Here is a 20221-nt window from a genome sequence, read left to right as displayed (position 1 = left end):
GAGGAACCCCGACGACACCGCAGAATGAACCGATGCGTTTCGGAAACTTCATGGCACCGTTTCACCCCACCGGACAGAATCCGACGCTCGCGATCGAACGCGATCTCGATCTGATCGTGGCGATGGACCGGCTGGGCTTTCACGAGGCATGGATCGGCGAGCACCATTCGGCGGGATTCGAGATCATCGCCTCGCCGGAGGTCATGAACGCCGTGGCCGCCGAGCGCACCAAGCACATCAAGCTCGGCACCGGCGTCAGCTCCCTGCCCTACCACCATCCGCTGATGCTGGCCGACCGCATGGTGCTGCTCGACCACCTCACCCGCGGACGGGTGATGCTCGGCTGCGGGCCGGGTCAGCTGACCTCCGACGCGCACATGCTCGGCATCCCGGCCGACGAACAGCGGCCCCGAATGGAGCAGTGCCTCGAGGCGATCATGCGGCTGCTGCGCGGCGAGACCGTCACGATGCACACCGACGGCTTCACGTTGCAGGACGCCCGGCTGCAGCTCGCGCCCTACAGCGATCCGTGTTTCGACGTCGCGGTCGCCGCTTCCTTCTCCCCCACCGGCCCGCGCGGCGCGGGCAGGCACGGCATCGGAATGCTGTCGATCGCGGCGACCGCGCGACAGGGGATGGATCTGCTGGCCCAGCATTGGAAGACGTGGGAGGAGGTGGCGCTCGAGCACGGGCACATCGCGGACCGGTCGAAGTGGCGCCTGGTCGGACCCATGCATCTGGCGGAAACGCGCGAGCAGGCCGAGCGCGACGTCGCGTACGGCATCGCCGAGTTCTCGCGCTACTTCAGCCACATCCTGCCCGCCGGACCGGTGCAGGGCGACACCGTCGCCGAGATCATCGCCAACAACCGGGAGTCCGGGTTCGCAGTGATCGGCACCCCCGCTGACGCGGTCGCCAAGATCGACGAGTTGATCGAGGCCAGCGACGGCGGATTCGGGGCATTCCTACTGTTCGACCACGACTGGGCGCCGCCGACGGCCAAGCTGAAAAGCTATGAGCTGTTCGCGCAGTACGTGATCCCGCACTTCACCGGTCACCTCACGCCACCGCGCTCGTCGCAAGAGTGGGTCACCGCGAGTGGACGCGAATTCGTCGACCGCGCAGCGCATGCCATCGGCAAAGCGATCGAGGACCACGCCGCCGAACAACAGGCCAAGCATTCCCCGGCCGCCCCCTAGTGCTCGACCGGGATTCCCTGGCTCGGCACCTGATCGACGAATGGCAGCTGCGCACCGACGGACCATCTCAGGACGGACCCGATGCGAAGACACTGCCGGTGCGCACCGCCGACGACGTACCGGCACTGCTCAAGATCGGCTCACCGGCATTCGCCCACGAGCATCTGGTGCTACGGCGGTGGGGCGGCGACGGCGCGGTCCGACTGCTCCGGGCAGATCCGCACCGCCACGTCGTGCTGACCGAACGCGCCGGGCCGGCCACGCTGGACACGATGCGCGACACGGACGCCTGCGAGGTGGTGGCCGGTCTGTACGCGCGGTTGCACGTGCCCGCGATGCCCCAACTTCTCTCTGCGACAGCGGAATTGGGCCGCTGGCTCGATGACGCGCCACCGGTCTCCCCCACCGTGCCGCGCCGCCTGGTCGAGCAGGCGCATGCCCTCGGTCGTGACCTGCTCGCCGACGGCAACGGCGCCGAGGTGGTGCTGCACGGCAACCTGCACACCGCGACGGTGCGCGCCGCCGACCGCACACCGTGGCTGGCCGTCGACCCGCTGCCCGTCAACGGCGACCGCAACGACGATGTGGCGCCGATGCTGACCCATCGCTGGGACGAGATCGCCGGGCGAGTGCGCGACGGTATCCGGCAACGCTTCTGGACACTGGTCGACGTCGCGGGACTCGACGAGGACCGCACGCGCGCCTGGGTGATCGTGCGCATGGTGCGGGCGGCCACCGGGGCGGATGTCGGACCTGATATCGGACCGGATGAGGTGACGCGCTACCTCGCGATCGCCAAAGCGGTCCAGGACTGACCGCATACGGTGTCTCTCGATGACCGATCCGAATCTGACGCTGATGCTCGACGAGTTCGCCCTGCAGCGACTGGTCCATCGATACTGCCGCGCCGTCGACCGCGGCGACGCCGACCTGCTCCGCAGCCTCTATCACGCAGGTGCGAGCGATCGGCACGGCGGCTTCTCGACGGGGACCGCCACAGATCTCGTCGCGCAGATCACCGCCGCGCGGCCGTACCTGAGAGCGATGCAACATCACGTCACGACGGTCAATTTCGCGATCGACGGAGACGCTGCCGAAGGCGAGGTGTACATGCTGGCCACCCACACCCTCGCGGCCGGCGACCACGACGTCGACGTCATCGTCGGCGGACGCTATCTCGACACGTACGAAAAGCGTTCCGGGCGATGGGGTTTCACGCATCGGATGATCGTCACCGACTGGGCCCGGGTCAGCGACCCCTCGCAGACCGACCTGCGCCATCCGATCACCCGCCACACCGCGATCGGCAGCCCCGGTGACGACGATCCGTCGCACGGTTTCTTCTCGCTCCTCGGGCGGGGCGGATGACGATTCGGTGAATATGCTCCGCCCCGGTATCGGACTCCTCTCGTGACGGGTATGCCGGACGGTATGGCTCTCGTCGACAGCACCGGGTTCGCGCATGTCCGCATCACCGTCAAGGACATCGCCCGATCCAAGAAGTTCTACGACACGGTGTTCGGCTGGCCGCTGGTGGTGGACACGTCATCGATGGCTGACGACCCGGGTATCGCGCAGTCACCCGAACGGTTCTTCGGCGGGGCCGTGTACCAGACACCACAGGGCACGCTGTTCGGCCTGCGGCCCGGCGGCGACGGCGAGTTCGATCCGCAACACACGGGCCTGGACCACGTCAGCTTCGCCGTCGCCGGGCGCGAAGAGCTGGCGGCGGCGCAGAGCGCGTTGGCCGACGCGGGAATCCCCCACGGCGCCATCTCGGTGGTGGAAGAGGCCGGCATCGCGATCCTGTCCTTCCAGGATCCCGACGACATCAACATCGAGCTGACCGCCCCGCTGGACTGAACGGCGTCACCCCACCTGCGTCGGCGCCTCCGAGAGTTTCACCAGCGCGACGTGGGGGCGCGCGGGCACGCGGTCGGCGTGGAACCACCGGAACGCCAGGTTGCCACGCGGATAGTCGACCGTGGAGATCGCATTGGGGTGTGCTGCTTGGCTTTTCGAGATGACCACCGTGACCGAACCGTCGCTGTTGGGCACCGCCGTCGCGCCGTTGATCGAGACCCGGGCGTCGGTCACGATGTGGCCGCCCATGAACTGGTTCCACACCACGAGGTTCCAGAAGCGGCACGCCGGCGGGCGATGGGTGACGACGAGCGCCTCGCCGTCGTCGAGAACGAAGCTCGCATACGCATAGCAGGCGTCACGGGCCGACCACCCGAAGTTCGCGTCGGGAACCTGGTAGGGCTCGCCGAATTCATTGGCCACCTGGCCGGTTTCGTGGCCGAGCGCGTGCGCATCGTCGACCCGGGTGCCCACCGTCAACGGAACGATGGCGAACATGGTGCGCAGCCACGTTGCGCAGGCGCGCAGCGAGGCTGCGGTTTCGGCATCCGAGTGTCGGATCGGGTCGGGCGGGTCGAGCGCCTCGATGTGCCAGCGCACCGGCCTGCCGGTCAGCGGATCGGCCTGATAGTCCCTCGTGACGAGCACCGACACCTGAGGCAGCGGTCCGATCTCGAAGGAGAAGTCGCCGTCGGCGTCCATCCGGCCGTCGGCCTCCAGGTCGGAATCGTTGACGATGGCGACGATCCGGTCCGACCAGCTGCCGGGCGATGGCTCGTTGTAAGCGGTGACCGAAAAGTACACGCTGTCACCGCGATTGCCACTGATCCGGTACCGACGACGGTCGTCGACAGGGCACAGGTGGTACCAGGCGTCGGTGTTGTCTCCTCCCCAGCGGCGGTCTCGGCGGAACGGCGTGTTGAGCTCGACGAACTGGGGTCTGCTGCGCTCGGCGAACAGGTACGTGTCGAAGGCGACGCCGAGCGTGGTGGCCAACATCCGATAGCCGTCGGCGAGGTGGCGGTCGTCGGCGACGGCCCGGTCACCCTCGGTGAACCCGCGGTCGAGTTCACCCAGGGTCTGGACCAGTTCCCGCCAGGCAGTGGTGGATTCGGCGCTCACGCGGCGATTCCTCTCGTGATCAGGATGGCGGTCCGGTCCAGCCAGCCGTCATCGGGGACGTCGGGGCGGGTCAGCAGCGAGAGCATCGTGATGCCGGCGACGGCTTGGGCGAGCTCTGCCGCGTCCACGTCCGGGCGGGCCTCGCCGCGCTGCACGGCCGCGCGCAGGAAGTCGCCCAGTCCACGGGTGATCACGTCGCCGAACCGTGCCAGAAGTGCGGCGTGCAGTGTGGGGTCCGCAGCCATCTCGGCGATCAGGCCCGGGATGGCGGCCCGGGCCGGGGGTGCGGTGAGCAGAGCCGCGACCCGACGCACCATCTCGCGGATGTCGGCGGGCAGCGATCCCGTCGACGGAATCCGGGTCGCCTCCCCGATCGGGAAGACCGCCTCGTGCACCAGATGCGCTTTGCTCGGCCAGCGCCGGTAGATCGCGGGCTTGCTGGTCCCGGCCCGCCGGGCGATCGCATCGACCGACAGTTCGGCGTACGGCACCTCGGCGATCATCTCGGCAGCCGCCGTCAACACGGCGTCGTCGATGCGCCGGTCGCGAGGCCGGCCGAGCTCTGTCGTCATTACGTGACTCAAAGTAACATAACTTGCTGTGATGCACACCACACCCGCTGTCATCGAGCTCACCGACCTGGCGCGACCGCGCTACACCATTGAGGCGCAACAGGTTCGGGACATGATCGGGTCGGTCGCAGATGGCTGCGAACTGACCTCGGACGCGCTGCACGAGGCCGCACGGCACGCGACCGGTCTGGACGACTTCGGCGCCGACGACTACCGGGAACGCCTCGACGTCTACCTCGGCGCCCTGGCCGACCTCGACGACATGCACGAGTGCGGCCGGGTGAACTTCTTCCGCCAGCTGTCCCAGTGGTTGACCAATCGGTTGCTGCTCACCGATCTGCTGCGCCGCCATCCCGAGATCCACGACGTCGAACTCGTCCCGCCGGTCGTCATCGCCGGGCTCCCCCGCACCGGCACCACGCATCTGCACAACATGCTCGCCGCCGGCCCCACCTTCCGCACGATGCCCTACTGGGAAAGCGCCGAGCCGTTTCCCCTGCCGGCCGAGACCGGGATGGAGCCCGACCCGCGGGTGGCTCGCATGGAGCTGGCGGTGTCGATGATGGATCTGCTACTCCCCCACTTCCGCGCGATGCACGAGATGACGAGCGAGCATGTGCACGAGGAAATTCAATTGCTGGCCAACGACTTCTCCACGATGCTGATGGAGACGCTGGCACACGTACCGACCTGGCGCGAGTACTACCGCGCCCACGATCAGACACCGCACTACGAGTATCTGCGCACCCAGCTGAAAGCTATGCAGTTCCTGCGCGGCGGCCGCCGCTGGCTGCTCAAATCACCACAGCACCTCGAGCAGCTCACCGTGCTGAGGCGCGTCTTCCCCGGTGCCGTGGTGGTGTGCACGCACCGCGATCCCGTCCCGGTGGCGCTCTCCATGGTCGCGATGGTGGCCTACACCGCCCGGATGTACAGCGCCGCACCGCCCGTGCGCACGATCGCGTCTTCCTGGGCCGATCGGCTCGAGCAGCTGCTCGAGGCGCTGGTGCGCGATCGCGACATCGTGGGTCCCGATGAGTCGGCCGACGTCCGCTTCGACGAGTTCATGGCCGACGAACGCGGCGTCGCCGAGCGGGTGTACGCCCTGGCCGGCGAACCTCTGACCGAGGAGGCGCGGACCGCCATCGACGGCTATCTGGCCGGGCACCAACGCAACCGGTTCGGCCGCGTGGCGTGTACCGGCGCGATGGTGGGACTCGACGAGCAGGAACTGGCCGCACGGTTCAGCGGCTACGTCCGACGATTCCTGAGGTGATCACTCCGGCGCGGCCGGAGCCTCCACGAGCAGCGACATCCCGTGCAACGGCGGCATTTCGGTCGCGAAGCTGTGCAGATCGTCCACGGTGGCGATCTCGTTGCCGCTGAACATGTCCGACACCACCGCGCCGGGCGGCAGATGCTCGGACCGCACGGTGCCGGCGATGTGCTCCTGAGCGAAATTGAGCACGGTGAGCTGCAAGCGTCCCTCGCCGTCGAGCTCGTGGACCAGCACGAGCATGCCGCGGTGCGACACCTCGGGGATGTCGAGCTGACGGCTGGTCGCAATCCCGTAGTGCGAGCGCACTTTCAGGATGGCCTGCAATTGCCGGATGAAGCTGGTTTCGTCGGCGAGCTGCTGCGGGATGGGCCCGTACAGGTTGTGGCCCATCGGCATTCCGGCGGAGGACTGTCGTGCATTCGGGTTGGTCCCCATCAGGTCGTGCGCGCCGCGGTTGATCCACCGGGTGTCGCCCTCGGCGACCAGCTCGGCGACCTGGGAGACCGGCAGGGTCAACATGCCGACCAGATCCCAGCCCGACAGAGCGAACACGCCCGGCTGCAACGCGTTGAACATCGCGAGCAGCAGGTGCGCACGCCGGATCGGATCGATGTCGCCGATCTCGTCGAGATCCGTCACACCCAGTGCCGCGCACACCACCGTCGCTGTCGTGCAGGCGATTCCGTTGGTGGTGAACGTCCGGTTGTAGGGTGCGTCCGGCCCGGTGAGCTGCGTGATCAGATCGCTGCGCACCGTCGCGGCGATCTGCTCACCGGTGACCTCTTCGCCGCGGAAGCTGTAGACGTCGTCCCGGTGGCCGTTCTCCCAGTGCAGCAGTTCGTAGGTCAGCTCGTCGTGGTTCTGCAGCGCGTGCACCAGCGATGCGGGATCGACCCCGAGTTCGAGCGTGGTCCGCAGCGTCAGCCGCAGGAATTCGGTGTCGCCGGTGGCCAGGGCGTGATGGTAGGCCGGGCGGTTGACGAAGTCGTAGGACAGATCGGCGCCCGCCTCGCCGATCTGGCGGATGTCATCGATCGTCAGGTTCAGCTCCTGGAACGTGAACCCGCCGACCTTGCGCACCATGCTGGCGATGAGATGGTTGGCCGCCTCGGACAGCGGGTGACCCTCCGACCACGCCGAGGACCCTTCCGCGGCGGCCTTCTCGACGCCCAGAAAACCGTTGGCGTCCAAGCGCAGTGCACCGGTTCCGAGATCGGCCAGCGAGTGCAGGGCGTCCCCGATGACCAGCCGCATGCCCGCGAACGACGGGTCCAGCCAGTTGATCGACGGCTGACCGTCCTTGAAGTAGTGGAGGTAGACCCAGCGCCGCTCGACGCCGTCGACGCCGGTGACCGGACGGGTGACGCTCCAGTTGGTCTCCTTCACGCCTTCGGCGTAGAAGATGACGCGCTGCAGCCTGCCGATGATGTAACCGGCCTTGTCCAGCCACTCCTCGGTGGCCGCGTCGATGTTGATCGAATCGGCGCCTGCGGGGACGTCGGGCAGCTCGTGCCAGTCGCGGGGGTCGATCTCGACCATGTGATAGATACCCGGGTAATCCGCGTACTTCATCTCGGCCAGCCGGAAGTCGGCTCCCTTGCCGGTGTGGCCGGGCACGATGTCGTCGATGATGGTGCCGCCGTACCACGCGGCCGTCGCGCACATCTGCCGGAATTCGTCCTCGGTCCCGAACGCGGGATCGATCTGCGTCCCGATCCGGTCGAAGTGTCCGTCGACGCTCGGCGTGTACTGCCAGCCCGAGATGCCGCCGGCACGTTTGACCGGGCCGGTGTGGATGGCCTCGATGCCGATCTCGGCGAACGCCTTCCACATGTCCTCACTGGCCATCGCCTTGAGAAACGACTCATCGGGCCGGGTGATCAGTGACAGCGGGTAGGCGGTGAACCACACCGACGCGGTGTCGACGGCGCCGCGCGGGTTGGGGGTTGCGAAGGGGTTCTGCCACATCGAGCCCTGACCGGAGAACTGAGCGCTGATCTCGTTGGCATCGGCGAGCATCGACTGCGCCCGCAACCACTCCACATAGGCGGGGTTCGTGCCGTTGGCGGGGCCGTCTTGGGCCACCGACCGGCGCACGAACGAGGACTTCACGCGCGGGCGGAACCGCAGCGTGCGGGGGCGCGCCGGATGCAGGTGCTCGGCGTAGGTGGGCTCGACCGACTCGTGTCCCTCGTCGGTGACCTCCAACTCCGACATGCATCTCCTCCTCGTCGGCGCCCATCGATGACGCGCGTGCCCGATATCCCTGCCCGTATTGCCACCGCGCCGTGACGGGAAACCGCCCGACACATACTGTGGCGCGATCGCCAGTGACGACGATACTGGCGGCCGGGGATCGACTCGACGCATGAGAAGAGGAGCGCAGCCTGAGCAGGAGCATGGCGGTTCGCACCGCAACGGCCCTCGTCGCGGCGTGCACACTGGCGCTGTCCGGCTGCTCCGCTGCCCACGAGCCACCCGCGGCCCCCGCACCCCCGCCGCCATCGGTCGCCGCGACCCCGCCCCGCGTGCTGGCGACGGAGCCGGTGGGTCTCGCCGACGGCGTCGTCGCCGACGAACGGGCCCTGCGCGACCCTGCGTCGTCCGACGCCCTCGTCGTGGCGGCCGCCCGGCGCCAGCAAGCGGCCTACCGCCTCCTCGCCCGCCATCCCGAGTGGGATGGGCCGGCCCGCGCCCGCGTGCCGGCCGAGCTGCTGAACTCCTACGACCTGAACATCGACGCGCGCCGTCAGCTCGGGGCGATGGCACGACCCCGCGCGACCCTGCCGGCGTGGCGGATCGTCGCGCCGCGGCCCGTCGCGGAGTTGATGAGCTACTACCGCGAGGCGGAGGCCGCGTTCGGCGTCGACTGGCACGTGCTCGCTGCCGTCAACTTCGTCGAGACCGCGTTCGGGCGGGTGGCCGGCGTCAGCACGGCCGGTGCGCAGGGCCCGATGCAGTTCATGCCTGCGACGTTCGCGGCGTACGGCGCAGGAGGCGACATCCATGACCCGCGCGACGCCATCATGGCCGCCGGCCGCTACCTCTCCGCCAACGGCTTCGCGCGCGACCGCGACCATGCGCTGTACCGCTACAACAACTCGCGGCAGTACGTGCGGGCGATCACCGACTACGCGACGGTGATCGCCGCCGACCCGGCGGGACTGCGGGGGTTCTACTGCTGGGGCGTCTACGTCAACACCACCGCCGGTGACGTACTGCTGCCCGATGACTACGCAGCCACCGAGCCGATTCCGGTGGAGGACTATCTGGCATCGAAGCCGGCATCGAAACCCGTTGCCGGACGCTGATTCTGGTCGTCACACCCCGCGTTCGACGGGCATCCGACCGCGGTCGACAGCCGCTACCAGCGCGGCGTGGTCGGCTTCGGTCTGGTCGGCGTATCGCCGGGCGAACGCGCACAACGCCTTGTCCACCTTCGTGGAGCCGCCCAGATACCCGGCGATCATCGAGGCGCCGCTGGTGCGAGCATGCCCTTTGGCGAGCAGTTGCCCGACCACCGCGGTGTAGTCGATGAGCGCCCCTGCGTCCATCGCGTCCAACGGAATCGTGCCCTTCATGTTGCGGAACTGGCGGACGTAGAACTGCAGGCCGTCGACCGTCGTCCACCCCAGCAGCGGATCGCTGACCGTCTGCAGGGCCTTCTGGTACTCGACCACCCGCTGCCCCTGGTGCGCGTGCCACGCCGACTCCCCGTGCACGTATCGCGCCAGGACGGAGCGGCGCGCCTGCTTCAGCTGGAGGAAGACGACGTCGGAGGGTGAGGAACCCTCGAGGAGCGCCACATAGGCGCGCAGACCGACGCTGCCCACGCCGACGACCTTGTGGGCGACGTCGACCAGCGTGTATCCCCCGAGCACGCGACGCCAGTGGGAGGACAGCGTCGGCAGGTACGCGTCGAGCGCCTCGGCGAGTGCGTCGGCCTCCCGCGCGAAAAGCCGTGTGATCAGCGGAGGCTCCTCGACGATCCGGCGGTCCCCGTCGACTTCCTCGGTGAACCGGGGCAGCGCACGATCGCTGGTGCGGTGCCGGGCACGCTTGGCCGAGCGACGCACTTCGTCGGCCAGCGGCCCGTGCGCTTCACCGGCCAGCCGGTCGACGTCGATCCGCGTGAACGACCGCGAGAACAGGGGCTCGTCGGCCAGCCGTCGCACCTCGCTGCGATAGGCCGCGACGCACGATCGGACCGCGTGGCCGCAGTCGTCCTCGGAGGCACCGTTGTGGCGGCCGGCCACCCAGATGCTGGCGACCAGACGGCGCACGTCCCACTCCCACCCGCCGGGGTGGGCCTCGTCGAAATCGTTGAGGTCGATGACCAGATCGCGCTCGGGGGACGCGTAGAACCCGAAATTGCCGAGGTGGGAGTCACCGCACACCACCGGCGTGATGCCGGTCGACGGTAGATGAGCGACGTCCTCGGCCATGACGACCGCGCTCCCGCGCAGGAATCCGTAGGGCGAGGCGACCATGCGTCCCACCCGAATGGGAATGAGCCGATCGACCCGGCCGCGATGGTTCTCGTCGATGAGCCGCACCGGGTCCGGCCTGTCGGCGGGCGGGGTCCACTGCGCGAGTGACCGCCGGGGCACCCGCTTGCGCAGGCTCTTTCCGAGCGCGTACCGCTCGGCGCGCGTCACCGGTTGTCGTCGCAGCGAGTGGTACGCCGCGCTGTCGGTCTCCGCCAGGACGGTGTGGCGTGTCGGCTCGGCAGTGGTCACCGGTCCCATGGTGCGCGGGTCGGCGACGACGCGGAGGTTTTCGGCAGGGGCTCGTCGGCCCAACGCGGGGTGCCGCACGCCGCGGGAGCGGTTTGTAGGCTCGCTGCATGCCGCTGAACACGGGCGAACATTTCGCCGGGTACTTGATCGAGCGGCCGCTCGGCACCGGCGGGATGGGTGAGGTCTACCTCGCGCAGCATCCTCGCCTGCCTCGTCACGACGCGCTGAAGATCCTCGCGCCCACGTCGACGGCGGACACGGAGTTCCGCGCCCGGTTCATCCGGGAGGCCGAGATGGCGGCGACGCTGCGCCACCCGCACATCGTCGGCGTGCTCGACCGGGGTGAGTTCGACGGCCGGCTGTGGATCTCCATGGACTACGTGGACGGCACGGACGCGGGGCGGTTGCTCGCGCAGACCTATCCGCATGGGATGCCCGAGAACGAGGTCGTCGACATCGTCACCGCGGTGGCCGATGCGCTCGACTTCGCCCACGAACGGCGCCTACTCCACCGTGACGTCAAACCCGAGAACATCCTCGTCACCGCGTCGGACGGACGACGGCGCCGCGTACTGCTGACCGATTTCGGCATCGCCCGTCGCATCGACGACGTCAGCAACCTCACCGATGACAACATGGCGATCGGGACCGTCAGCTACATGGCGCCCGAGCAGCTGCGAGGCCAGCCACTCGATGGTCGCGCCGATCAGTATTCGTTGGCGGCGACCACGGTTCACCTGCTGACCGGCGCGCCGCCGTTCGATGACGCCAACCGTGCGGTCGTCATCGGTCACCATCTGGGCACACCGCCCCCGCGGATCTCTGCCCGCCGGCCCGATCTCGCGCACCTCGACCGCGTCCTCGCGAAAGCCCTATCCAAAGACCCCGCTCAGCGCTACCCCACCTGCCTCGACTTCGCCGAGGCCCTGGCGCGTCCGCGTCCAGCTGTCCAGGACACGCAACCCCACTCGACGGCAAAGGCCGTTGCTCCGCAGGGTCGCCCGGTCACGCAACGCCTCGAGCAGCTGACGCTGCGTGGGACCGCGCGCCGCGTGGAGCACCGCCCAGTCGACGCCGGAGGCGAGATGCAGGCGGTGTCGTTTGACCTAACGCTGTCTGATCCACCTGATCATCTGCCCGCGTCGGTCCCCGTCGCGATCAACGTGCACCTCGCGACCGGTTCGCTCGCCGATGGCGCCACGGTCGAGGTCGACGGCGTCTGGGACGGCCGGACACTCGATGCCGACGAGATCACCGTCTACCCGGCACCGATGACCCCGCCACCGCGGTCGTCCCGCCCGACGGCGGCATTCGAGGCGGCGCCCGAAAGGCCACCCGAAACGTTACCGACACGCCGCGGCCGCCGACCCGCGATCCTCGCCGCGCTGGCCGGCGTGATCCTGGTGGCAGTGGGTGCGATCGCATGGTTCACCGATGGGTTCGGCCTGGCGACGCAGCAGGGGCCGGGCCCGCTGGTGACGCCGGCGAGCGTCACCGTGTTCGCGCCGGCCGGCGCCGCCGACAACCCGGACGAGGCGGACCTGGTGATCGACGGCAATCCGGAGACGTCCTGGTCCACGGTCACCTACACCGACCCCGTGCCCTTCCCGAACTTCATCGAGGGTGAGGGCCTGATGCTGCATCTGTCGGAACCGACGGCGTTGAGCGCGGTCACGATCGACCTGTCCAGCACCGGAACCGAGGTTCAGATCCGGTCGTCGCCCACCCAGAATCCGGGCGCACTGGCCGTCACCACCCCGCTCACCCCCACGATCGGCCTGCAGCCGGGACACAACCGCATCGACGTCACGGACGCGACGGCGACGTCCGATGTGCTGGTGTGGATCAGCAAGCTGGGCACCACCGACGGCAAGAGCCGCACGGCGATTTCCGAGATCACACTGCACGCCGCCCGGTAGTCGACCGGCGGTCTCAGGTGGACAAGCCCTCGACGACGGCCAGCGCGGTCAGGTAGCGGACTTCCTCGGTGGCGGCGCGGTCGCTGAGGAACTGGCCGGAGGCGCCGGCCTGGGCGGCCATCAACGCGCGGGTGAACACCTCGGGGGTGACGGTCAACGTCCGGCCGGTCTTGGCGATCAGCTCGACGAAGATCTGCTGCAGCCCTTCGCGGAGACGCTCGACCTGGGCGTCCAGCGCGCGGGCGATGTCGGGCTGGTGCGCGGCGCGGGCCACCAGGGCGGCGTGCAGCGCGATGCGCGGTTGATCGGCGACGCCGGCCTTGAGCAGATGGCGCACCACGCGATCGGTCTCCAGAACGCCCGCTGTGTTCAGCAGGGGTTCGGCCATGCTTCGCAGCCGCTCGACGAGGGCGTCGTTCTGATGCCCGTACACCTCGAAGAGCAGGTTCTCCATGCCGTCGTAGCTGGAGTAGAAGGCACCTCGGGTGTAGCCGGCCGCGCGGCACACCTCCTCGACGCTGAACCACGTCCGTCCCGTGTCGCCGATGAGCGCATCGGTGGCCTCGATGAGCCGCGCACGGGTGTTGCTGCGCCGGCGGGTTCTCTGCGCCTCTGTGACGTTCACGACAACCGGCCCTTCAAACTCGATACATTCCGTATTGAATGCATATCGTATTGAAGCACCCGCTGTTCTCGATGGCAACCAGGAGGCGACGATGAGCCGGCATGCTGCGGCACCCACTCCGCAGACGCTGCGCGGTACCGACGGCGACGCACTCGTCGTGGCCCGCGGGTTGACGTTCGACGGCGAGCACGGCCCACTGTTCCGCGACGTGGACCTCGACCTCGATCGCGGCCTGCATGCGATCCAGATGCCCGGCGGGCACAGCCAGAAAGCACTGCTGCTCACGCTGGCCGGCCGGCTCGAGCCGAGCGCCGGGACCGTCACCGTGTTCGGCGAGACCTCGCCACGGGCGATCCGCCGGCACTGCGCGATCGCGGCCTTTGCAGACATCGATGATCTGGACGAGGCCGTCACCGTCGGAACGGTCCTGGCCGAGCAGCGTCGCTGGCTCGCTCCCCTGTTTCGCCGACCGCGCAACGATCGAGACGTCCTGGGCGAGGTGTTCGGGGAGCTGGACCGTCCGGCACCGACCGACTACATCGGCGATCTGGGCGATCTGGAGCTGTTTCTGCTGCAGATCGCGCTGGCGCAGTTGTCGGACCGGCCGATCCTGGTCGTCGGGGATCTCGAGCAGGTGCGCGACAACGAGCGGCGGGCGCAGGCGGTGCGACGGCTCGGCGCGCTCGCCGCCGAGCGCCTTGTCGTCGTGGGTGTGACGAACGCACTCGGCGATCAGGCACCCGAGCACGAGGTGCACATCGGCGACCATCGCAGGGAAGGACTGACGAGATGATGCGCGAACTCGCCTTCGGGTCGGAGATCAAACGCTTCGCCCGCAATCGAATGACGCGGATCGCCGTCGTCATCCTGATGTTGATGCCGTTGACCTATGGTGCCCTTTATCTGTGGGCCTATTGGGATCCGTTCGGCCACGTCGACAGATTGCCGGTGGCACTGGTCAATTCGGACCGGGGTACCGAGGTGTCCGGCCAGCACATCAACGCCGGAGCCGAGGTGGCCGACGGGCTCACCAGCGACAAGAGCCTGGACTGGCACCTGGTCGACGACGCCGAGGCGCGCGACGGAGTCGCGCACGGTAAGTACTACTTCATGCTGGAGTTGCCGCCGGACTTCAGCGAGGCCATCGCCTCACCCACCACCGGCAATCCCCGTAAGGCGCAACTGATCGCCGAGTACAACGACGCCAACAACTACATCTCGTCGAGCATCGGCCGTACCGCCGTGGAGCAAGTTCTCAACGCCGTATCGACCAGGATCTCTGGGCAGGCGGTCAACCAGGTGCTGTCGGTGATCACCACGTCGGGAACGGGGATCAAGCAGGCGGCCGACGGAGCGAGTCGGCTCGCTGACGGCGCAGCCCAAGTGGACAGCGGCGCAGGACAATTGGCTGCAGGTCTCGACACCGCGCGCACCGGGTCAGCACAACTGGCCGCGGGGTCTCGCACGCTCTCCGACGGTATCGACACCGCGACGGATCCGTTGCTGAAGATCACCGATCTGGTGGCGCGGGTCGGTACCCAGAGCGATCAGGTCAACGGTCGAGTGCAGGACAGCGCCTCGGCAGTGACGGAGGCGTCCGACGAACTCGACACCATCATCGGAGCCCAGGACACCGCCGCCCAGTCGCTGACGTCGGTCATCGACAGCCTGTCGGCCAACCAGGACCCGGTGTCGGCGATCGCGACCGCGAGGTTGCGCGAGACCCGGGATCAACTGCTGGCACATCAGCGCACCGCGGACATCCAGGCCAAGCTCGTCAAGGCCCGCGCCGTCGCCGACTCGGGCGGACCCGTCGGTTCCGCACTCTCCGACATCTCCGCCACGAGCAAGGAACTCAACGACAAGCTCACCGAGTTGCGTGAGGGCGCTCAGCAGGTGGCAGCCGGCAACGCGAAACTGGACGCCGGCATCACCAAACTCGATGACGGCGCCCGCCAATTGAGCGCTGGCACAGCGCAACTGAGTTCCGGATCGAAAGAGCTGGCGACCAAGCTGACAGACGGCGCCGAGCGGGTTCCCGATTGGACGCCGCAGCAGAAGGACGCCATCGCCGGGGCGATCGGCGGGCCTGTTCAGCTGACGAGTTCGCACGAGAATTCGGCACCCAACTTCGGCACCGGCATGGCGCCGTTCTTCCTCACGCTTGCGTTGTTCTTCGGGGCAATGCTGCTGTGGATGGCGTTTCGTCCACTGCAGAACCGTGCGATCGCCGCAGAGATCAATCCGATCCGCGTGACCCTGGCGAGCTATCTGCCCGCGGTGCTCATCGGAATTCCCCAGGCGATCATCCTGTACTGCGTGGTCCGCTTCGCTCTGCACGTCCACGCGGAACACCCGGTGGCCATGCTGGGCTTCATGATGCTGGCATCGTGCGCGTTCATCGCGGTGGCGCAGGCGATCAGCGCCCTGCTCGGCCCGGTGCTGGGCAAGGTGCTCCTGATGATGCTGCTCATGGTGCAATTGGTCAGCGCGGGCGGCCTCTACCCCGTCGAGACCACCACCACGCCGTTCCAAGCGCTGCATCGACTCGACCCGATGACCTACGGCGTCAACGGACTTCGACAGCTGATCCTCGGCGGCATCGACGGTCGGCTGTGGAAGGCGCTGATCGTCCTGGTGGCGCTGTGGCTGGGATCGATGCTGCTGACGTCGCTGGCGGCACGGCGCAACCAGCTGTGGAACCTCACCCGGTTGGTCCCGAGCGTGAAGATGTAGGGATACGAAACAGGCCGGGCCATGTGGCCCGGCCTGTATCCGGTGGAGCTGCCGGGAATCGAACCCGGGTCCTACGGCATTCCCTCAAGGCTTCTCCGTGCGCAGTTCGCTATGCCTCTACTCGGATCTCCTGATCACGCGAACAAGTCAGGATGACGATCCCAGTCGCTGTTTGATGTCCCCGTACATCCCGCGACCGGATGTATGGGTGGGTCCCTCTAGCTGATGCCAGGGTCCGGGCCGAGGGCGCTCCCGGTCTGACAGACTCACCGTCGCTTAGGCAGCGAGGGCGAAGTCGCGCTGATTGGAATCGGCGCTTAATTGGTTGCAACGACGCTTACGGTGGTCAATTGCCTGCACCGGCACGCTTCCCTTGATTCGATGCGCGAAGTCGAAACCGTTCAGCCCCTCGCACCCCCGCTGACTTTCAGCAGGAAGGTTCATACTACCGGGCCTTTCAACATGATCCAGTGGGTTTTTAGTCCGCGGGCAGTGCGACATCTTCTCGGGTGTCGCCGCGCACTGCTCCGTACTCGGCGACGATATCGGCGAGCGGCGCCGGCCGGCCGAACAGATGGCCCTGTGCCAGCCGGCAGCCCGCCGCCAACACCGTCGTCGCCTGGTCGGCCGTTTCGATGCCCTCGGCGATCACGTCGAGACCCAGGTCGGCGCACAATCCCACCATCGATCGGTACAGCGTCAATTCCCGCACGGCCTCTGAGCCCACCGTCAGGCTGCGGTCGAGCTTGACGATGTCGATCGGCAACGCGTGCAGATACGCCAGGGAGTTGTACCCGGCACCGAAGTCGTCGAGGGCGACACGTGCCCCCATCCCGTTGAACCGGTCGATCTGGGCGGCCGCACCGACCAGGTCCACGATGGGCAGCGTCTCGGTGATCTCCAGCACCAGGCGCCCCGGTTGGACGTCACATTTCGACAGGGTCCGCCTTACGTTGTCCTCGAATCCGGGATGACCCAGCCTGGACGCCCCGATGTTGACGTGAACGTCCACGTCGAGACCGGTACCGGCCACCTGGGTGCAGGCCAAGTGCAAAACCATCTCGTCGAGCACGGCACCCAGACCCGCAGATTCGGCCGCCGCGACGAACGTCTCGGGCGGGATCTGCAGACCGGTGGGGGTCGTCCACCGGGCCAGCGCCTCCACCGCGACCAGCTTTTCGTCGGGTAGGGCGACGATGGGTTGGTAGAGCAGGGTGAAGCCGGCCGGCACCCCACCGGCGGCGGCGCGCAACGTGGACGGGAAGTCCGCATGCAGCCCGGCCGAGGGCTGGTACACCACCACGGTGTTCTTGCCGAGTCGCTTGCCGGCATACATCGAAATGTCTGCCTGCCGGAGCAGATCGTCCGAGCTCAGGGCGCTGGGCCCGGCTCCCGAATGCACCAGGCCCATGCTCGCCCGCACTCTCAACGACCAGCCGTGCAACGGGAACGGGTCCCGCAGCGCGATCCGGAGCCGATCGGCGACGACGTCGGGGTTCTCCGCTTCAGCGTTGATCAGTATCGCGAACTCGTCACCGCCGATGCGCGCGAGGATGTCGGCCTCGGACAGGCATTTCTGCAGCCGCTCCCCGACGGCGCGCAGGAGTTCGTCACCGGCCGCGTGCCCGTACCGGTCATTGACGTCTTTGAAGTCGTCGAGGTCGACGAAGATCAGTCCGAATTCGCCGTCGCGCATCGCGGCCTCGAGTCGCTGAGCGAACAAGAGCCGGTTGGGCAGCCCGGTCAGCGCATCGTGCATGACCTGATGGGCGAGGCGCCGCTGTACCTCGTAGAGCCTGCGGGTCAACAGGCGCTGCTGCCCCATCGCCACGACCTGCCGCGATGCGACGAGCACCACCATGACCACCGTCGTGGCGACCACCACCGTGCCCAACTCGTTACCCGTGAGGACGTGGAAGGCCAACAGCACGGTGATGCCGAGAAACCCGGAGTACGGCAGCACCAGCTGCGCCCAGTCGATGAGTCTCGATCCCGTCGTCGGCGCCGGCTCGGAAGCGCGTGGTCGCATCGACAACGCGACGAACAGCGGCCCCAGGGCCAACCCCATCTCGCCCCACATCGCCGCGCCGGGCATGCCCAGTGTGTCGAAGTAGGCGATCACGCGATCGGAGGCCGCGATCAGCACGAGTCCACTGCCCAGCTGCAGGTAGTTGACGCGGTACGGATGTTCGGCGTGATACACCATGCCGGTCACGGCGGCGACGACCACGACGACGATCTCGGCCAGCGCGAAGGGAACCTGCACCGCCGCACTGTCGATTCGTGGAAACGACGACGTCGACGGATCACCCAGGCCGAAGATGACCAGGATCGCGAAGGACGCGGCAGCCACCAATCCGTCCAGCAGCGTCAGCGCCGCAGCGTGTCGCAGTGAGCCGTCGCGCGGCAGGGAGAGCCGGCCCCCGCGCAGCGCCAACACCAGCACCGACGCCAAGCTCAGCGGCGGGAACAGCCAGTAAAAAGCCACCCACACCGGGAACGAATCGGCACCGAGCAGCCACCAGCACGCCTCACCCGCCAGCAGACTGGCGATGGCACCGATGGCCAGCAGACGCCACCACCGAGCGGTGCCGTGCACCCGCCGCGCGACGAGTAGGCCGTAGCCGATGGCGCCCACAGAGGTGCAGCACATGACCACCGCGGCGATTCGGTGGGACACCTCATCACCCCAGGGCGCGAACGTATTGACCGCCAACAGCGCGGTGACGGCAACGACAAGCGAGACACGCGCCCCGAACCCCGTACGGCCACCTCCCTCGACTGACGACACGCGCGTCGGCTACCCGCGCTAGAAGTAGCTAACCAGCGGCGATCAGCGCGACGGAGGCGAACGCGAGAATCATTCCGAACACCTGCGAGCGAGTGACGGACTCCCGCAGGACCGCCACCGCGAGCGCCACGGTTGCCGCCGGGTACAGCGCCACCAACACACCCGTCAAGGACAGCAGCGACGAGTGCAGCGCGAGCAGGGTCGCCGCGTTGGCCACGGTGTCGAGGACCCCGGCGAGCAGCGCCAGCCGCAGCGGAACCCCACGCACCAGCACGAAGTTCGCGGTCAGCAGCGCAGCGATCATGACAATCGCCGTCGCCGCCAACCGCCCGAACACCAGCGGCCAGAGTCCCGCTTCCACCGGTACCTGATCGAGGATCACGAAGTTCATGCCGAACGCGATGCCCGACCCGACCGTCAACCAGGCGACCTTGACGGTGAACCGGTGCGGGCTCGGATCGCCGTCGAGGTTCTCCGCCTGCCGGCTGACCATGACGACCGCGACCAGCGCTACGACCACGCCCACAAGGGCGAGTGCGCTGGGCCGCTCCCCCAACGCCACGCCGAAACCCACCGGCACGGCCGCGACCAGCACCGATGTCAGGGGCGACACCACCGAGATGGGCCCGGACCCCAGAGCGGCATAGAACCACCACACCCCGAACGCCTGGCCCACGCCCGCGAACAGTCCCCACAGCACCGCGGCCCGGCTCAGCTCACCGCCCACTGGCACGGCGAGGACGGTCAGCAGGATCAGCGCCAGCGGATAGGACAGGACGACCACCCGCAACGCGGCGACGCGGCGCGACGCGAACCCGCCGACGAAGTCGCTGACGCCGTAGCCCAGCGCCGCGATCAGCGCACTGAGAATCCCGGTCAGGAGGTCATGCCCTTGACGCGGCGTCCCAGCTCGCGGGTGACCTCACGCTCGGCGTCTCGGCGCGCCAGATCCTGACGCTTGTCGTGTGCTTGCTTACCGCGGGCCAGCGCGAGCTCGACCTTGACCTTGCCGCCGGTGAAGTAGAGCGACAGCGGCACCAGGGTCAGGTTCCCGTCGCGGGTCTTCCCCACCAGCGTGTCGATCTCTCGCCGGTGCAGCAGCAGCTTGCGGTTACGTCGCGGGGCGTGGTTGGTCCAGGTGCCGTGGTGATACTCCGGAATGTGCAGATTGCGCAGCCAGATCTCGCCGTCGTCGACGGTGGCGAAGGCATCGGCCAGCGACGCCTGCCCCTCCCGCAGACTCTTGACCTCGGTGCCCATCAGCGCGACGCCGGCCTCGAAGGTCTCGAGGATCGAGAAGTTGTGGCGGGCTTTGCGGTTCGTCGCCACCACCTGGTTGTTGGTGTCTTTGACGCCTTTGGTCTTCTTCGCCATCG

Annotated in this window: 17 protein-coding genes and 1 other RNA gene; 9 read left to right on the top strand and 9 right to left on the bottom strand. The window is 68.0% G+C overall.

The window, feature by feature from the left end; translation table 11 throughout:
* Window positions 1-32: 32 nt before the first annotated feature.
* The 4 genes from ACXYX3_RS07785 (at window position 33) to ACXYX3_RS07770 (ending at window position 3062) form a co-directional block, all read left to right on the top strand.
* Complete coding sequence (locus ACXYX3_RS07785; RefSeq protein ID WP_458611173.1) at window positions 33-1199, top strand: LLM class flavin-dependent oxidoreductase; 1167 nt, start codon at window positions 33-35, stop codon at window positions 1197-1199.
* Complete coding sequence (locus ACXYX3_RS07780) at window positions 1199-2014, top strand: aminoglycoside phosphotransferase family protein (protein WP_458611171.1); 816 nt, start codon at window positions 1199-1201, stop codon at window positions 2012-2014. The genes ACXYX3_RS07785 and ACXYX3_RS07780 overlap by 1 nt, the downstream gene beginning before the upstream one ends.
* A gap of 19 nt (window positions 2015-2033) precedes the next feature.
* Window positions 2034-2567, top strand: a complete 534-nt coding sequence (locus ACXYX3_RS07775; RefSeq protein ID WP_458611169.1) for a nuclear transport factor 2 family protein — start codon at window positions 2034-2036, stop codon at window positions 2565-2567.
* A gap of 63 nt (window positions 2568-2630) precedes the next feature.
* Complete coding sequence (locus ACXYX3_RS07770; RefSeq protein WP_458611167.1) at window positions 2631-3062, top strand: VOC family protein; 432 nt, start codon at window positions 2631-2633, stop codon at window positions 3060-3062.
* Window positions 3063-3068: 6 nt separating this feature from the next.
* On the opposite strand, the gene ACXYX3_RS07765 is transcribed toward ACXYX3_RS07770, so the two are convergent.
* Window positions 3069-4184, bottom strand: a complete 1116-nt coding sequence (locus ACXYX3_RS07765; RefSeq protein WP_458611165.1) for a DUF1214 domain-containing protein — start codon at window positions 4182-4184, stop codon at window positions 3069-3071.
* A complete protein-coding gene (locus ACXYX3_RS07760; protein WP_458611163.1) occupies window positions 4181-4756 on the bottom strand; it encodes a TetR/AcrR family transcriptional regulator in 576 nt (191 codons plus the stop codon). Before ACXYX3_RS07760 ends, ACXYX3_RS07765 begins: the two co-directional genes overlap by 4 nt.
* Window positions 4757-4787: 31 nt before the next feature.
* Here ACXYX3_RS07760 and ACXYX3_RS07755 point away from each other — a divergent pair, with 31 nt between their 5' ends.
* Window positions 4788-6032, top strand: coding sequence for a sulfotransferase family protein (locus ACXYX3_RS07755; RefSeq protein WP_458611161.1), 1245 nt, complete (start codon window positions 4788-4790; stop codon window positions 6030-6032).
* Here the strand turns inward: ACXYX3_RS07755 and treS are convergent, their stop codons facing one another.
* On the bottom strand, window positions 6033-8252 hold the full coding sequence (gene treS / locus ACXYX3_RS07750) for a maltose alpha-D-glucosyltransferase (RefSeq protein ID WP_458611159.1): 2220 nt from the start codon (window positions 8250-8252) through the stop codon (window positions 6033-6035).
* Between the two features lie 182 nt (window positions 8253-8434).
* Here treS and ACXYX3_RS07745 point away from each other — a divergent pair, with 182 nt between their 5' ends.
* Window positions 8435-9346 carry a lytic transglycosylase domain-containing protein gene (locus tag ACXYX3_RS07745; protein ID WP_458611157.1) on the top strand — a complete coding sequence of 304 codons (912 nt, stop codon included), beginning with the start codon at window positions 8435-8437 and terminating at the stop codon, window positions 9344-9346.
* A gap of 9 nt (window positions 9347-9355) precedes the next feature.
* Here the strand turns inward: ACXYX3_RS07745 and ACXYX3_RS07740 are convergent, their stop codons facing one another.
* Window positions 9356-10774, bottom strand: a complete 1419-nt coding sequence (locus ACXYX3_RS07740) for a DUF2252 domain-containing protein (protein ID WP_458611155.1) — start codon at window positions 10772-10774, stop codon at window positions 9356-9358.
* Between the two features lie 107 nt (window positions 10775-10881).
* Here ACXYX3_RS07740 and ACXYX3_RS07735 point away from each other — a divergent pair, with 107 nt between their 5' ends.
* Window positions 10882-12693: a serine/threonine-protein kinase gene (locus ACXYX3_RS07735; RefSeq protein WP_458611153.1), complete on the top strand. Its 1812-nt coding sequence runs from the start codon at window positions 10882-10884 to the stop codon at window positions 12691-12693.
* A gap of 13 nt (window positions 12694-12706) precedes the next feature.
* On the opposite strand, the gene ACXYX3_RS07730 is transcribed toward ACXYX3_RS07735, so the two are convergent.
* A complete protein-coding gene (locus ACXYX3_RS07730; protein WP_458611151.1) occupies window positions 12707-13318 on the bottom strand; it encodes a TetR/AcrR family transcriptional regulator in 612 nt (203 codons plus the stop codon).
* Between the two features lie 91 nt (window positions 13319-13409).
* Between ACXYX3_RS07730 and ACXYX3_RS07725 the strand changes: the two genes are divergently transcribed.
* Together ACXYX3_RS07725 and ACXYX3_RS07720 are read left to right on the top strand one after the other, a co-directional pair.
* A complete protein-coding gene (locus tag ACXYX3_RS07725; RefSeq protein WP_458611150.1) occupies window positions 13410-14111 on the top strand; it encodes a hypothetical protein in 702 nt (233 codons plus the stop codon).
* On the top strand, window positions 14108-16054 hold the full coding sequence (locus ACXYX3_RS07720; protein WP_458611148.1) for a YhgE/Pip family protein: 1947 nt from the start codon (window positions 14108-14110) through the stop codon (window positions 16052-16054). The genes ACXYX3_RS07725 and ACXYX3_RS07720 overlap by 4 nt, the downstream gene beginning before the upstream one ends.
* Before the next feature lie 40 nt (window positions 16055-16094).
* Here ACXYX3_RS07720 and ssrA read toward each other — a convergent pair.
* The 4 genes from ssrA to smpB all read right to left on the bottom strand — a co-directional run bounded on the left by ssrA (window position 16095) and on the right by smpB (window position 20219).
* Window positions 16095-16463, bottom strand: a transfer-messenger RNA (tmRNA) gene (ssrA, locus tag ACXYX3_RS07715).
* 69 nt (window positions 16464-16532) lie between these two features.
* Window positions 16533-18734: a putative bifunctional diguanylate cyclase/phosphodiesterase gene (locus ACXYX3_RS07710; RefSeq protein WP_458611146.1), complete on the bottom strand. Its 2202-nt coding sequence runs from the start codon at window positions 18732-18734 to the stop codon at window positions 16533-16535.
* 139 nt (window positions 18735-18873) lie between these two features.
* The gene (locus tag ACXYX3_RS07705) at window positions 18874-19701 is read right to left on the bottom strand and encodes an EamA family transporter (protein ID WP_458612007.1); all 828 of its coding nucleotides are present in this window, start codon (window positions 19699-19701) and stop codon (window positions 18874-18876) included.
* Window positions 19702-19721: 20 nt separating this feature from the next.
* Window positions 19722-20219: an SsrA-binding protein SmpB gene (gene smpB / locus ACXYX3_RS07700; RefSeq protein WP_143818969.1), complete on the bottom strand. Its 498-nt coding sequence runs from the start codon at window positions 20217-20219 to the stop codon at window positions 19722-19724.
* Window positions 20220-20221 lie beyond the last annotated feature (2 nt).

The organism is Mycobacterium sp. Panama NTM2 (genome assembly GCF_054355555.1).
This window is presented reverse-complemented; position numbering and strand designations above follow the sequence as displayed.

Bases quoted from the DNA above. Each gene is read 5' to 3' on its own strand.
- ACXYX3_RS07720 (WP_458611148.1), top strand. From the start codon at position 14,108: ATGATGCGCGAACTCGCCTTCGGGTCGGAGATCAAACGCTTCGCCCGC.
- ACXYX3_RS07735 (WP_458611153.1), top strand. From the start codon at position 10,882: ATGCCGCTGAACACGGGCGAACATTTCGCCGGGTACTTGATCGAGCGG.
- ACXYX3_RS07745 (WP_458611157.1), top strand. From the start codon at position 8,435: ATGGCGGTTCGCACCGCAACGGCCCTCGTCGCGGCGTGCACACTGGCG.
- ACXYX3_RS07755 (WP_458611161.1), top strand. From the start codon at position 4,788: ATGCACACCACACCCGCTGTCATCGAGCTCACCGACCTGGCGCGACCG.
- smpB (WP_143818969.1), bottom strand. From the start codon at position 20,219: ATGGCGAAGAAGACCAAAGGCGTCAAAGACACCAACAACCAGGTGGTG.
- ACXYX3_RS07775 (WP_458611169.1), top strand. From the start codon at position 2,034: ATGACCGATCCGAATCTGACGCTGATGCTCGACGAGTTCGCCCTGCAG.
- ACXYX3_RS07725 (WP_458611150.1), top strand. From the start codon at position 13,410: ATGAGCCGGCATGCTGCGGCACCCACTCCGCAGACGCTGCGCGGTACC.
- ACXYX3_RS07760 (WP_458611163.1), bottom strand. From the start codon at position 4,756: ATGACGACAGAGCTCGGCCGGCCTCGCGACCGGCGCATCGACGACGCC.
- treS (WP_458611159.1), bottom strand. From the start codon at position 8,252: ATGTCGGAGTTGGAGGTCACCGACGAGGGACACGAGTCGGTCGAGCCC.
- ACXYX3_RS07785 (WP_458611173.1), top strand. From the start codon at position 33: ATGCGTTTCGGAAACTTCATGGCACCGTTTCACCCCACCGGACAGAAT.
- ACXYX3_RS07770 (WP_458611167.1), top strand. From the start codon at position 2,631: ATGGCTCTCGTCGACAGCACCGGGTTCGCGCATGTCCGCATCACCGTC.